The organism is Citrobacter sp. RHBSTW-00524 (genome assembly GCF_013747755.1).
Lineage (GTDB): Bacteria > Pseudomonadota > Gammaproteobacteria > Enterobacterales > Enterobacteriaceae > Citrobacter > Citrobacter braakii.
Genome location: NZ_CP056421.1, coordinates 578,923 through 593,072 on the forward strand (window position 1 = coordinate 578,923; position 14,150 = coordinate 593,072).

Annotated in this window: 12 protein-coding genes; 4 read left to right on the forward strand and 8 right to left on the reverse strand. The window is 55.4% G+C overall.

Annotation, left to right across the window (positions count from 1 at the left end):
- Window positions 1-31 precede the first annotated feature (31 nt).
- The 3 genes from HV229_RS02835 to pepA all read right to left on the reverse strand — a co-directional run bounded on the left by HV229_RS02835 (window position 32) and on the right by pepA (window position 4,952).
- A complete protein-coding gene (locus tag HV229_RS02835; RefSeq protein WP_016151504.1) occupies window positions 32-2,887 on the reverse strand; it encodes a valine--tRNA ligase in 2,856 nt (951 codons plus the stop codon).
- Window positions 2,887-3,330: a DNA polymerase III subunit chi gene (gene holC / locus HV229_RS02840; RefSeq protein ID WP_016151505.1), complete on the reverse strand. Its 444-nt coding sequence runs from the start codon at window positions 3,328-3,330 to the stop codon at window positions 2,887-2,889. The genes HV229_RS02835 and holC overlap by 1 nt, the downstream gene beginning before the upstream one ends.
- Window positions 3,331-3,440: 110 nt before the next feature.
- A complete protein-coding gene (pepA, locus tag HV229_RS02845) occupies window positions 3,441-4,952 on the reverse strand; it encodes a leucyl aminopeptidase (protein WP_003025870.1) in 1,512 nt (503 codons plus the stop codon).
- Window positions 4,953-5,105: 153 nt separating this feature from the next.
- Between pepA and HV229_RS26115 the strand changes: the two genes are divergently transcribed.
- The 3 genes from HV229_RS26115 (at window position 5,106) to lptG (ending at window position 7,401) form a co-directional block, all read left to right on the forward strand.
- The gene (locus tag HV229_RS26115; RefSeq protein ID WP_212723231.1) at window positions 5,106-5,156 is read left to right on the forward strand and encodes a hypothetical protein; all 51 of its coding nucleotides are present in this window, start codon (window positions 5,106-5,108) and stop codon (window positions 5,154-5,156) included.
- 62 nt (window positions 5,157-5,218) lie between these two features.
- Entirely contained in the window at window positions 5,219-6,319 is a 1,101-nt protein-coding gene (gene lptF / locus HV229_RS02850) for an LPS export ABC transporter permease LptF (protein WP_016151506.1), read from the forward strand.
- Entirely contained in the window at window positions 6,319-7,401 is a 1,083-nt protein-coding gene (gene lptG, locus HV229_RS02855) for an LPS export ABC transporter permease LptG (protein ID WP_181546868.1), read from the forward strand. The genes lptF and lptG overlap by 1 nt, the downstream gene beginning before the upstream one ends.
- Before the next feature lie 39 nt (window positions 7,402-7,440).
- Here the strand turns inward: lptG and HV229_RS02860 are convergent, their stop codons facing one another.
- From HV229_RS02860 to idnD, 5 genes are all read right to left on the reverse strand, one after another.
- Window positions 7,441-8,943: a helicase HerA-like C-terminal domain-containing protein gene (locus HV229_RS02860; RefSeq protein ID WP_181546870.1), complete on the reverse strand. Its 1,503-nt coding sequence runs from the start codon at window positions 8,941-8,943 to the stop codon at window positions 7,441-7,443.
- Window positions 8,944-9,022: 79 nt separating this feature from the next.
- Window positions 9,023-10,021 (reverse strand): LacI family DNA-binding transcriptional regulator, encoded by a 999-nt coding sequence (locus HV229_RS02865; protein ID WP_065554566.1) that lies wholly within the window; start codon window positions 10,019-10,021, stop codon window positions 9,023-9,025.
- 52 nt (window positions 10,022-10,073) lie between these two features.
- Window positions 10,074-11,393 (reverse strand): gnt-II system L-idonate transporter, encoded by a 1,320-nt coding sequence (gene idnT / locus HV229_RS02870; protein WP_181546872.1) that lies wholly within the window; start codon window positions 11,391-11,393, stop codon window positions 10,074-10,076.
- Between the two features lie 187 nt (window positions 11,394-11,580).
- Entirely contained in the window at window positions 11,581-12,345 is a 765-nt protein-coding gene (gene idnO / locus HV229_RS02875; RefSeq protein WP_181546874.1) for a gluconate 5-dehydrogenase, read from the reverse strand.
- 11 nt (window positions 12,346-12,356) lie between these two features.
- On the reverse strand, window positions 12,357-13,400 hold the full coding sequence (gene idnD, locus HV229_RS02880; protein ID WP_016155582.1) for an L-idonate 5-dehydrogenase: 1,044 nt from the start codon (window positions 13,398-13,400) through the stop codon (window positions 12,357-12,359).
- A gap of 217 nt (window positions 13,401-13,617) precedes the next feature.
- On the opposite strand from idnD, the gene idnK reads away from it, so the two are divergent.
- Window positions 13,618-14,139 (forward strand): gluconokinase, encoded by a 522-nt coding sequence (idnK, locus tag HV229_RS02885; protein WP_047358547.1) that lies wholly within the window; start codon window positions 13,618-13,620, stop codon window positions 14,137-14,139.
- Window positions 14,140-14,150: the final 11 nt, after the last annotated feature.

Sequence of the window (14,150 nt, forward strand, 5' to 3'; positions counted from 1 at the left end):
TGGATGCGATACGCTTATCCGACAAACAGCTTTACAGCGCGGCGATGACCGCCTGCTGCTCAATCAGCTTCGCTTTCGCTTCCGCATAACCGTCCAGCTTCTCACGCTCTTTGGCGATAACAGCTTCCGGTGCGCGAGCAACGAAACCTTCGTTGGAAAGTTTGCCTTCGATACGGGCAATCTCACCTTCGATTTTCGCCACTTCTTTCGCCAGACGCGCCAGCTCATCTTCTTTATTGATGAGGCCAGCCATCGGGATCAGCAGCTCGGCGCCGTCGATGATTTTGGTCACGGAGACTGGACCTTTGTCATCGGCTGGCAGTACGGTGATGCTTTCCAGACGCGCCAGGTTCAGCAGGAAGCTGCGGTTATCGTTCACACGGCGCATCGCATCAGCGCTGCAACCGCGCAGCAGCAGTTCGAGCGGTTTACCTGGGGCGATGTTCATTTCCGCACGGATGTTACGTACGGCAACGATCGCCTGCTTCAGCCATTCGGTATCAGCCAGTGCGGCTTCATCAACCTGTGCGGCGTTATATTCCGGGAACGGCTGCAGCATGATGGTGTCGGCGGTAATACCGGAAATCACCTTCACGCGCTGCCAGATGGTCTCGGTGATGAACGGGATGATCGGATGCGCCAGGCGCAGCAGACCTTCCAGAACGGTGACCAGCGTATTGCGGGTGCCGCGCAGTTCAGACTCGGAACCGCCGTTCATTACCGGCTTGGTCAGCTCCAGATACCAGTCGCAGAACTGGTTCCAGGTGAATTCGTACAGAATGCCCGCGGCGATGTCGAAGCGGAAGTTGTCCAGCGCTTCGCGGTACGCTTTGATGGTCTGGTTGAATTCAGCAAGGATCCAGCGATCCGCCAGCGACAGGGTCATTTCGCCGCCGTTGAAGCCGCAATCCTGGTCTTCGGTGTTCATCAGCACGAAGCGGCTGGCGTTCCACAGCTTGTTACAGAAGTTACGGTAACCTTCCAGACGCTTCATATCCCAGTTGATGTCGCGACCGGTAGAGGCCAGCGCCGCCAGGGTGAAGCGCAGTGCGTCGGTGCCGTGCGGCTCGATGCCGTCCGGGAACTGCTTCTCGGTACGCTTGGCAATCTTCTCGGCCAGCTGCGGCTGCATCATGTTGCCGGTACGTTTCTCCAGCAGTTCTGCCAAGGAGATACCGTCGACCATATCCAGCGGGTCAATGACGTTGCCCTTGGATTTGGACATCTTCTGGCCTTCGTCGTCGCGGATCAGACCGGTCATGTAGACGGTCTTAAACGGCACCTGCGGCTTGCCGTTTTCATCTTTGATGAAGTGCATGGTCATCATGATCATGCGGGCAATCCAGAAGAAGATGATGTCGAAACCGGAAACCATCACGCTGGTTGGGTGGAACTGACGCAGCGCGTCGGTGTTTTCCGGCCAGCCCAGGGTAGAGAAGGTCCACAGTGCGGAGGAGAACCAAGTATCGAGTACGTCTTCGTCCTGGCGAAGCTGAACGTCGGCACCGAGGTTGTTTTCCTGACGCACTTCGTCTTCTGTACGGCCAACGTAGACGTTGCCGTCGTTGTCATACCATGCCGGGATACGGTGACCCCACCACAGCTGACGGGAAATACACCAGTCCTGAATATCGCGCATCCAGGAGAAGTACATGTTTTCGTACTGCTTCGGTACGAACTGAATGTCGCCGTTCTCAACCGCTTCAACCGCCGGTTTCGCCAGCACGTCGGCACGGACGTACCACTGGTCGGTCAGCATCGGTTCAATAACCACGCCGCCACGGTCGCCGTAAGGTACGGTCAGGTCGTGCGGTTTAATTTCTTCCAGCAGGCCCAGCGCATCAACAGCGGCAACCACCGCTTTACGCGCGGCAAAGCGCTCCAGCTTCTGGAACTCAGCCGGGATTTCATTGGAATAAACGTCGGACTCTTCGCCTTTGGTGTCGTACACTTCCGCGGTTTCACGGATGTCGCCGTCAAAGGTCAGAATATTGATCATCGGCAGGCCGTGACGTTTCCCGACTTCGTAGTCGTTAAAGTCGTGCGCCGGGGTGATCTTCACGCAGCCGGTGCCTTTTTCCATATCAGCGTGTTCATCGCCGACGATGGGAATGCGGCGGTTAACCAGCGGCAGAACAACAAACTTGCCAATCAGATCTTTATAACGCGGATCTTCCGGGTTGACGGCCACGCCGGTATCGCCCAGTACAGTTTCCGGACGGGTGGTGGCGACGACCAGGTAATCTTTACCATCAGCGGTTTTCGCACCGTCGGCCAGCGGATAGCGGATGTGCCACATTGAGCCTTTCGACTCGCGGTTTTCCACTTCCAGGTCGGAAATCGCGGTGCGCAGTTTCGGGTCCCAGTTCACCAGGCGCTTGCCACGGTAAATCAGGTCTTCTTTGTACAGGCGAACGAAGACTTCTTTCACGGCATTGGAAAGACCTTCGTCCATGGTGAAGCGCTCGCGCTCCCAGTCAACGGAGTTGCCGAGACGGCGCATCTGGCGGGTGATGGTGCCGCCGGATTCCGCTTTCCACTGCCAGATTTTGTCGATAAACGCTTCGCGACCGTAGTCGTGGCGGGTTTTACCTTCTTCAGCGGCAATCTTACGTTCAACCACCATCTGGGTTGCGATACCCGCGTGATCGGTACCGGCCTGCCACAGGGTGTTTTTACCCTGCATGCGCTGGTAGCGGATCATGGTATCCATGATGGTTTGCTGGAAAGCATGACCCATATGCAAACTGCCGGTGACGTTCGGCGGCGGGATCATGATGCAGAAGGACTCTTTGCTTTCATCGCCGTTAGGTTTGAAATAGCCCTGCTTTTCCCAGTGCTCGTAAAGCGGCTGTTCGATATCTTGTGGGTTGTATGTCTTTTCCATTATTTCCAGGTTGCCGTATTCAGGTTAAAACCAGCCACGCGGTAAGCTTTGTAGCGATCGCGTGCCGATTGTTTCAAAGAATCTTCGTAAGGAACGAAGTCTATCACTTCTGTGAAAGCGGTGGCAAAATCTGCAAAGCCAACGCGCAAACTGATAAGCAGGTCGCGCGGGCTGCTGTTGCGTTTCTCCGGCCAGGCAATTTCTACCGGTGCGCCGCCTCTGGGGCCTTCACCTGCCAGATTATGCGGAACAAAGCTTTCTGCCGGTCTTGCCCACAGGGCTTCATCCAGTCGAAGAGCCTGCTTTTCGTTTTCGCAGGCGATCAGCACGCGCTTGCCAGCACGCCAACGTTCTGCGGCAATTTCACACACCAACTGCTCGACGGCGCTTAAGCCATCGTGTTGCGTGTCATTGTCCAGAAGATAGAAAGTTGCGTTTCTCATATATGGGGCTTCTTCTGGTGAATTTAAATGCGTTGCCATGATGCACAACCGTAGGCCGGATGGCGTTGCGCTTATCCGGCCTACGGGTCTTATTGCTTGTGCTTACCGCCTTACTCTTCGCCGTTAAAACCGGCACGGTTGAGCAGGAACTGCGACAGCAGCGCCACCGGACGACCGGTTGCGCCTTTGGCTTTCCCTGAACGCCATGCGGTACCGGCGATATCGAGGTGCGCCCAGTTGTACTTACGGGTAAAGCGTGACAGGAAGCAGCCCGCGGTAATGGCGCCGCCAGGACGTCCGCCGATGTTCGCCATATCCGCAAAGTTGGACTCTAGCTGCTCCTGGTATTCATCGCCCAGCGGCAAACGCCACGCGCGGTCGCCAGCCTGTTCGGACGCACCGATCAGCTCATGCGCCAGCGGGTTGTGGTTCGACATCAGTCCGGTGATGTGATGGCCCAGCGCAATCACGCACGCGCCGGTCAGGGTTGCGACGTCAATCACCGCTTCTGGCTCAAAGCGCTCGACGTAGGTTAATACGTCGCACAGGACCAGACGGCCTTCGGCATCGGTATTGAGAACTTCAACGGTCTGACCAGACATGGTGGTCAGCACGTCGCCTGGGCGATACGCGCGGCCACCCGGCATGTTTTCGCAGCCTGCCAGCACGCCGACGACATTGATTGGCAGCTGAAGCTCGGCCACCATGCGCATCACGCCATATACCGCTGCCGCGCCGCACATGTCGTATTTCATCTCATCCATGCCTTCGGCAGGTTTGATGGAGATACCGCCGGAGTCAAAGGTTAACCCTTTACCGACCAGCACGATCGGACGCGCGTCTTCGGATGGATTGCCTTTGTACTCGATGACCGACATCAGCGACTCATTCTGCGAGCCGTGACCGACGGCCAGATAAGAGTGCATGCCCAGCTCTTTCATCTGCTGCTCGCCGATCACGCGGGTTACAACATTTTTGCTGTAGCTGTCTGCCAGTTGGCGCGCCTGAGAGGCAAGGTAGGCGGCGTTACAGATGTTCGGCGGCATGTTGCCGAGATCTTTTGCTGCTTTAATGCCGGCGGCGATCGCCAGACCGTGCTGGATCGCACGCTCACCGCTGGTCAGTTCCCGGCGGGTCGGTACGTTGAAGACCATTTTACGCAGCGGACGACGCGGCTCGCTTTTGTTGGTCTTCAGTTGATCAAAGCTGTACAGCGTTTCCTGTGCCGTCTCAACGGCCTGACGCACTTTCCAGTAGTTATTGCGCCCTTTGACGTGCAGCTCAGTCAGGAAGCAGACGGCTTCCATTGAGCCAGTATCATTCAGCGTATTGATGGTTTTCTGAATGACCTGCTTGTACTGGCGCTCATCAAGCTCGCGCTCTTTGCCACAACCAATGAGGAGAATTCGCTCAGACAGAACGTTAGGAACATGGTGCAGCAACAGGGTTTGACCTGGTTTGCCTTCCAGTTCGCCACGACGCAGCAGTGCGCTGATGTACCCGTCGCTGATCTTGTCGAGCTGCTCTGCAATCGGAGAGAGACGGCGTGGTTCAAAGACACCCACGACGATGCACGCACTCCGCTGTTTCTCCGGGCTACCGCTTTTTACACTGAACTCCATGCACTACGCTCCTGAATCTTAAAGACAACGGCGGTGGCTACGGATAGAATTGCAAGCTTTCGTAACTCATACCCGCTGTTGCGGTGACTTCGTGTTAATCTTAACGTTATTACGGCATTGGCACGTCAGAACAATTTCTGAGAGGTGGATCCGTTGAGTATAATGATCTTAGCGACGATTTCGACGACTCAAGAGAATAAATGACGTTTAAGCCATGAAACAAGCTAAATTCCGGCAAAAGACGGGTTTTTACGGGCGTATTTAAAGTGATAATCATAAGATATCTGGTTCGGGAAACGCTCAAAAGCCAACTTGCGATCCTATTCATCCTGCTTTTGATCTTCTTTTGTCAAAAGTTAGTCAGGATCCTTGGTGCGGCGGTTGACGGTGATATCCCGGCGAATCTGGTGCTCTCGCTGCTGGGGCTGGGCGTGCCAGAAATGGCGCAACTTATCTTGCCATTAAGCCTGTTCCTCGGGCTGCTGATGACGCTGGGCAAACTGTATACCGAAAGTGAAATTACGGTCATGCACGCCTGCGGGCTGAGCAAGGCTGTCTTAGTGAAAGCGGCGATGGTGCTGGCGCTGTTTACCAGTATTATTGCGGCGGTCAACGTGATGTGGGCCGGACCGTGGTCCTCCAGACATCAGGACGAAGTCCTGGCGGAGGCGAAAGCGAACCCCGGTATGGCGGCGCTTGCTCAGGGGCAATTCCAGCAGGCCACTAACGGCGGCTCGGTGCTGTTTATCGAAAGCGTTGACGGCAGTAACTTCAACGATGTGTTCCTCGCGCAAATCCGCCCGAAAGGTAACGCCCGTCCTTCGGTGGTGGTAGCGGACTCCGGTCATCTTACCCAATTGCGCGATGGCTCTCAGGTCGTGACGCTGAACCAGGGGACGCGTTTTGAAGGGACCGCGCTGCTGCGCGATTTCCGCATTACCGACTTCCAGAATTATCAGGCGATTATCGGTCATCAGGCCGTGGCGCTGGATCCAAACGATACCGACCAGATGACCATGCGTACGCTATGGACCACCGACACCGATCGCGCCCGTGCGGAGCTGACCTGGCGTATCACGTTAGTATTCACCGTATTTATGATGGCGCTGATGGTTGTACCGCTGAGCGTGGTGAACCCGCGTCAGGGTCGCGTACTGTCCATGCTGCCAGCAATGCTGCTTTATTTGCTGTTCTTCCTGGTTCAGACATCGCTGAAGTCGAATGGCGGCAAAGGTAAGCTGGATCCGGTGTTCTGGATGTGGACGGTTAACCTGGCGTATCTGGCGCTGGCGATTGTGCTTAACCTCTGGGATACGGTGCCGATGCGCCGCTTACGTGCCCGTTTTATGCGTAAAGGAGCGGTATAATGCAGCCTTTTGGTGTACTTGACCGCTATATCGGTAAAACCATTTTCACCACCATCATGATGACGTTGTTCATGCTGGTGTCGCTCTCCGGGATCATCAAGTTTGTCGACCAGCTGAAAAAAGCCGGGCAGGGGAGCTACGATGCGATGGGCGCCGGGCTGTATACCCTGCTCAGCGCGCCGAAAGATATCCAGATCTTCTTCCCGATGGCGGCGCTGCTGGGTGCTTTGCTGGGGCTGGGCATGCTGGCGCAGCGCAGTGAACTGGTGGTCATGCAGGCTTCTGGCTTTACCCGTATGCAGGTGGCGTTGTCGGTGATGAAAACCGCGATTCCGCTGGTGTTGCTGACGATGGCCATCGGCGAATGGGTGGCGCCGCAGGGCGAACAGATGGCGCGTAACTACCGTGCGCAGCAGATGTACGGCGGCTCGCTGCTCTCTACCCAGCAAGGTTTGTGGGCGAAAGATGGCGATAGCTTTGTCTACATTGAGCGGGTGAAAAGTGACGCCGAGTTAGGCGGAATTAGCATCTACTCCTTTAACGACAAGCGCCGTTTGCAGTCCGTCCGCTATGCAGCAAGTGCGACGTTTGACCCGGAGCAGAAGGTCTGGCGTTTGTCGCAGGTGGATGAATCCAACCTGACCGATCCGAAGCAAATCACCGGCTCGCAGACGGTGAGCGGCACCTGGAAAACCAACCTTACACCCGACAAGCTCGGCGTCGTGGCGTTGGATCCTGATGCGCTCTCGATTAGTGGTCTGCATAACTACGTGAAGTACCTGAAGTCGAGCGGCCAGGACGCCGGACGCTACCAGCTCAATATGTGGAGCAAAGTCTTCCAGCCGCTGTCTGTGGCGGTAATGATGCTGATGGCGCTGTCGTTTATCTTTGGTCCGCTGCGTAGCGTCCCGATGGGCGTGCGCGTGGTGACAGGGATTAGCTTCGGCTTTGTGTTCTATGTGCTGGACCAAATCTTTGGCCCGCTGACGCTGGTGTACGGCATTCCGCCGATTATCGGTGCGTTGCTGCCAAGCGCCAGCTTCTTCCTGATAAGCCTGTGGCTGATGCTGCGTAAGTCCTGATATTCGTCCCTCCCGCTGTGCGGGAGGGACGCCTTCCTGCTAGCGTTTTCTCCCGCCCATCAAACTCCCCAACATGCCGCGGATTATCTGATTGGTGACCTGTCGCGCCGCGCTTTTCGCCACGCTTTGTACCACGCCATCGCGCTTGCCGCCGCGTGGTCCGGTGCTGCCAAACAGAATATCCTTCAATCCACCGAGAATACCGCCGTCCACATCGATCGCTTTACCGTTGGCGGGAGGTGTATTTTGCTGCTCGGTGCTGGACTGCACGCCTTGCTGTAAACGCTCATAGGCGGACTCGCGGTCGACCTGTTCTTCATATTTACCGTACAGCGAGGAGTGATTAATCAGCCCGTTACGCTCGTCATCCGTCACCGGTCCCATCCGCGAGCACGGCGCAATCACCATTGCTCGTTCAACCACAGACGGGCTGCCTTTAGCGTCCAGAAACGACACCAGCGCCTCGCCGGTTCCCAGTTCCTGAATGGCTTTTTCGGTATCAAATGCCGGGTTGGCGCGCATGGTTTGCGCGGCGGTTTTCACCGCTTTCTGATCCTTCGGTGTAAACGCGCGCAGGGCGTGCTGCACGCGGTTCCCCAACTGACCGAGCACGTTGTCTGGAATATCTGACGGGTTTTGCGAGACGAACCACACGCCGACCCCTTTCGAGCGGATCAGGCGGATCACCTGTTCGATTTTATCCAGCAGTACCTGCGGGGCGTCGTTGAACAGCAGGTGAGCTTCATCGAAGAAGAACACCAGTTTTGGCTTCTCCAGATCGCCTGCTTCCGGCAGCTGTTCGTACAGTTCGGAGAGCATCCACAGCAGGCTGGCGGCGTACAGTTTGGGCATCTGGTAGAGCTTCTCTGCGCTGAGGATGTTGATCATCCCTTTGCCGCTGGCGTCAGTTCGCATCCAGTCTTTGATGTCCAGCATCGGTTCGCCAAAGAAGTGCGCCGCCCCCTGTTGCTCCAGCGACAGCAGTCCACGCTGGATTGCCCCGACCGAGGCGCTGCTGATATTGCCATACTGATTCTGGAAGGATTTGGCGTTATCGCCGATGTACTGGGTAATAGCTCGCAGGTCTTTGAAATCGAGCAGCAGCAGGCCCTGGTCATCAGCAATGCGGAAGATAATATCCAGCACGCCGGACTGCACGTCGTTGAGGTTCAACAAACGGGCCAGCAGCAGCGGGCCGAGGTCAGATACCGTGGCCCGCACGGGGTGACCTTTTTCGCCGAAGATATCCCACACCGTGACCGGATTAGCATGCGGTTGCCAGTCGGTAATGCCGATATTTTTCAGGCGGGCGAGCAGCTTTTCAGAGGCCTGCCCTTCCTCGGCCACGCCGGTTAAGTCGCCTTTCACATCGGCCATAAATACCGGTACGCCAATTTCAGACAGCGATTCGGCCAGCTTCTGTAGCGTGACGGTTTTACCGGTCCCGGTCGCGCCGGTAATCAGTCCGTGACGGTTGGCCATGCCTGGCAGTAAAAACAGTTCGGTGTCCGGCGTGCGGGCAATTAGCAGGGGTGCGCTCATTGAGATTTCCTCCATTTATCTTGCCTGGAGTATAGGCAATGTCCATCAAAGAGAGTATGCGATGGCCGGAGAAAATGACTTAAAGCGTATTGCCGTGATAAATCTGGTACCCCAAATCCACGGTGTTGTGGTTATGGTCGTTGTTCTTGATTTTGCTCAGCAACATCTGCGCTGCCATGCGGCCAATGTCAAAACGCGGGGTGATCACGCTGGCGAGGCTTGGGATCATCTGCCTGCCCATTTCCAGCCCGTGGAAACCGGCAATCGAGATCTGTTCCGGAACGGCCAGATCGCGCTCGCGGCACAGCAGCAGCGCGCCCATCGCAATATCGTCGTTGGTGCAAAAAACGCCGTCTAAATCCGGATGCGCGGCGAGCGCGTCCCGCATCATCTGGGTGCCGAGATGGATGGACGAAATAGAACGCGGATTGACGCGCAGCGGCACCAGATCCCGGCGCGTCATGGCATCGCAATAGCCGCGATAGCGCTGTTCATCGCGGACGTCGTCTTTCGAACCGAGATAGAGGATTTTGTGCCGCTGGCGTTTATCCAGCATGGTGCTGACCATATCAAATGCCGCCTGACGGTTATCGAAGCCCACTTCCATGTCCAGACGATCGCCCTGAATATCCATCAGCTCTACCACCGGAATGTTGGCTGAACGCAGAAACTTAACCGTGCGCAGGGTGTGGTATTTCTCGGACAGGATAATGCCGTCGATATTATACGACAGCAGGTTGATCACCGACTCTTCCTCGGATTCCCGGTCGTAATTGTAGTTGGCGATCAGCGTCTGATAGTTATGATCCGAGGTGACCGACTCAATGCCGGCCAGAATGTCAGCGAACAGTTGGTTTTGAAACGAGGGGATCAGCACGCCAAGCGTATAGCTTTGCGCATTCAGCAGCATCGCGGGCGCGCGGTTGGGGATGTAATTAATCTCCTCCATAATCTGCGCGATGCGTTCACCGGTTTCCTTTGCGACCTTTTTTGGCGAGCGAATGTAGCGGCTCACCGTCATTTTGGTCACGCCCGCCAGCGTGGCGATGTCTTGCAAAGAAATTCTGTGGTTCCTCATTTTCTCTCCAGTGCCGGGGAGCGCGGATCTGTGCTCCCCGGTGATGACTGTCTTAATGCAGAATGGCGTTCAGCGCCAGAACCCCCAGCAGCCCCATAATGGAAATCAGCGTCTCCATTACCGTCCAGGTACGCAACGTTTCCCCGACGCTGAGATTAAAATAGCCTTTAAACAGCCAGAATCCCGGATCGTTAACGTGGGAGGCAATCACGCTGCCCGCGCCGGTAGCCAGTACCATCAGCGCCGGGTCGGCGTGAGTGACGTTAATAATCGGCAGTACCACGCCTGCGGTGGTGATCGCCGCTACGGTGGCTGAACCGAGCGCGATACGCAGCAAGGCAGCGACCGTCCAGCACATCAGCAACGGAGAAAGCGACGTGCCGGTCATCAGGTGCGAGATATATTGCCCGACGCCGCTGTCGACCAGAACCTGCTTAAACGCGCCGCCCCCGGCGATGATAAACACAATCATCGCAATCGCACCGATAGAGTCGCCAATGATATCCATAATTTGCTCGATCGTACGTCCGTTACGCCGACCAAGGGTAAAAATGGCGAGCACGATAGCGATAAACAACGCGACCGCAGGGTTACCGATAAACTCAAAGAACACCCGTACGCTGTTGGTTTTCGGCAGCGTGATTTCGCACACTGCGGCGACCGCCATCAGTATGACCGGGATTACTGCGGCAAAGATACTGTTCCAGAACGACGGCATCTCTTCTTCGCTGAACAGATGCGGGTTGAATAACCCTTCCGGCGGCGCTTTCTCAAAGCGGGTCAGCAACTTAGAAAACAGCGGCCCGGCAACAATCACCGTCGGGATAGTAATAATAAAGCCGTACAGCAGGGTGGTGCCGAGATTAGCCTCGAAAATGGTGGCAATCGCGGTCGGCCCCGGATGCGGCGGCAGAAAACAGTGGGTCACGGACAACGCAGCTACCATCGGGACGCCAACATACAGCAGCGGCAGGCCGGAAGAGGCCACCACCGTAAACACCAGCGGCAGCAGCAGAACAAAGCCGACTTCGAAAAACATTGCCAGACCCACCACCAGACCGGTGATCACCAGCGCCCACTGCACGCGTTTCTTACCAAACGTGCCAATCAGCGTGGTGGCGATGCGCTGAGCCGCGCCGGTATCGGAAATCAGCTTACCGAGCATTGCACCGAAGCCAAGGATCATCGCCAGACCGCCGAGCGTCCCGCCGATCCCATTTTGTATTGAGTGCAAAACGGCCTGGGCATCCATCCCTTCGGCAAAACCGACGACCGCCGCCACCAGGACCAGAGCAATAAAGCCGTTAACTTTAAAACCAATCATCAGGACCAGGAGCAGCGCGACGCCTGCCGCAATTATTATTAATGGCATAATCGTTTCTCTTATATCCCCGTCATACTGCAAGTTGCAGGTGTGTTGGCTACGCTCACTCACCCGAATCACTTACTCAAGTAAGCTCATCGGGTGCATTCACTTGCCGCCGTCCTGCAACTCGAATTATTTAGGGGTGGCCAAAAATGCAGCGCCTGGGCGCTGCGTGATGTTGCGTTGTGTTGTATCAGACGGCGACCAGCATGCCGCCATCGACAAACAACAGGTGCCCGTTAACAAAATCGGATGCTTTGGAAGAGAGGAAGACCGCTGCGCCAATCAGCTCCTGCGGATCGCCCCAGCGCGCGGCTGGCGTACGTTTGCACAGCCAGGTGGTGAAGGCTTCATCCTCGACCAGCGTTTTGGTCATCTCGGTTTTGAAGTAGCCCGGTGCGATACCGTTGACCTGGATATTGTGGCGCGCCAGCTCAACGCACATACCGCGGGTGAGCATTTTCACCGCGCCTTTCGAGGCGGCATACGGCGTGATGGTGTCGCGGCCCAGTTCGCTCTGCATGGAGCAGATGTTGATGACCTTCCCGGCCTGACGCTCCACCATGCGACGCGTTACCGCCTGCGAGACCAGGAACACCGCCGTCTGGTTAACGGCAATCACATCGTTCCAGTCCTGCTCCGGGAACTCGGTAAACGGATGTCGGCGCTGAATACCGGCGTTATTCACCAGCACATCGATTGGGCCAATGTCTTTTTCGATATGGTCGATGGCGGCATCAATGTCCTGTTTCTGCGTAACATTGAAGGGCGCGGCAACGGCGCGGATCCCTTCCTGTTGCAGTTTAGCGACGGCAGCCTCCGCGCGCTCCGGCGTAATATCATTGACGATAATCTGCGCGCCATATCTACCCAGCCCGGTCGCCAGTAAATAACCAATACCCTGGGCCGAACCGGTGATCAGAATATTTTTGCCATCCAGCGAAAAAAGATCGTTCATTATGTTCTTCCTTATTTTGTTTCAGCAAAAACGAGCTGGACTTTCGCTGCCTGGGTTTTATCCCCGGCAAAGATCAGCGCCTGTTCAAGCTCGGTAAACGGATATTCGGCGCTCAGTAATGGCAGTGGATCGATAACGTTATTCGCCAGCCACGACACCGCGGTGTTGAACTCGGTGGTAAAGCGGAACGAGCCTTTGAGCGCGATCTCTTTGCCGATCAGCATCATCATCGGGAAGTCCGGTACCGCACCGCCCATGCCGACTTGCACCATCACGCCTTTCGCGCGGGTGACCTCCAGGCAGGTGGTGATTGAGGACGGATGACCGGAGACTTCGAAGCTAACGTCGAAGTAGCCTTTCTCTTTTTTCCACTCATCGAGCGAGTCCTGCTGCGGGTTAATCAGCGTGTCAGCACCCATCTGCTGGGCCAGCGACAGCGAGCGCGGGCTGATATCAGCACAGACAATTTCTGCTGCGCCGAGCGTTTTCACCGCGCTGACGATCAGGCAGCCGATAGGCCCCACGCCGGAGATAAACACGCGTTTGCCCTGCAGGTCTCCTGCTTCATGCGCGGCGTGGATTGCGACTGCCAGCGGTTCGGCAAAGGCCATGACTTTTTCATCGGCGTGCTGGGGGTAGGGGATGCACTGCGCGGTATCGACGGTTTTAAATCGGGTAAAGCCGCCGTCAACGTGGGGAAAATACATGGCGCTGCCAAAAAAGCGCATTTCCGTGCACTGGTTTTCTTCGTGCTGCAGACAGTATTTACAGTGGCCACAGGGCTTCGACGGATTAATAGCCACCGACTGACCTTCATGTAATTCTTTTGAGTCGCTGTGCACCACTTTACCAATAACTTCATGGCCTAAAATCATCGGTGCTTTAACGGTAAAATTACCGACTTTTCCTTCCTGATAATAATGTAAGTCGGAACCACAAATTCCTCCTCGGGTAATTTGTACCAGCGTTCCTTTATTATTCCATTCAATATTTTGGTCGGTAATGGCAACAGTTTTCTTACCCGCGACAACGCAGGATTGGGTTTTGACTTGCATAAATGCCTCACTGGTCAGGTAGTAACCTCGGCAGCATTTAAACGGTTTTGATTGTTATTATTTGTGATAAAGATCACGCTGGAAAATTGTTACACTACAATGTTACGCATAACGTGATGCGCCTTATAAATCTGCTCAGCCACGCCGAAAAAAGGTGAATTCTGCAATGTGGAAGGCGTAGTATCGCGCCATGGAATATGAATCTGGAGTTTTTTCAATGGCCGGGGAAAGTTATATTTTGATGGGCGTTTCGGGTAGCGGTAAATCTTTAATTGGCAGCAAAATTGCTGCAGTATTATCGGCTAAATTCATTGATGGTGACGATCTCCATCCGGCCAAAAATATTGATAAAATGTCTGAAGGTATTCCATTAACCGATGAAGACCGACTACCGTGGCTAGCGCGATTAAATGACGCTTCATACAGTTTATATAAAAAGAATGAGACCGGGTTTATTGTTTGCTCGTCATTAAAAAAACAGTATCGCGATATATTGCGGCAGGGCAGTCCGAATGTGCACTTTTTGTGGCTGGACGGCGATTACGAGACCATTCTGGCACGCATGCAGCGTCGTGCAGGGCATTTTATGCCGGTGGGATTACTCAAAAGCCAGTTCGATGCGCTGGAGTGCCCGCAGGAGGACGAACGTGATATTGCCCGCATCGACGTGAACCATGACATCGAGCATGTGACGGAACAGTGCCGCCAGGCGGTGCTCGCGTTTCGTAACGGGCAATAAGCCCAGCCCCT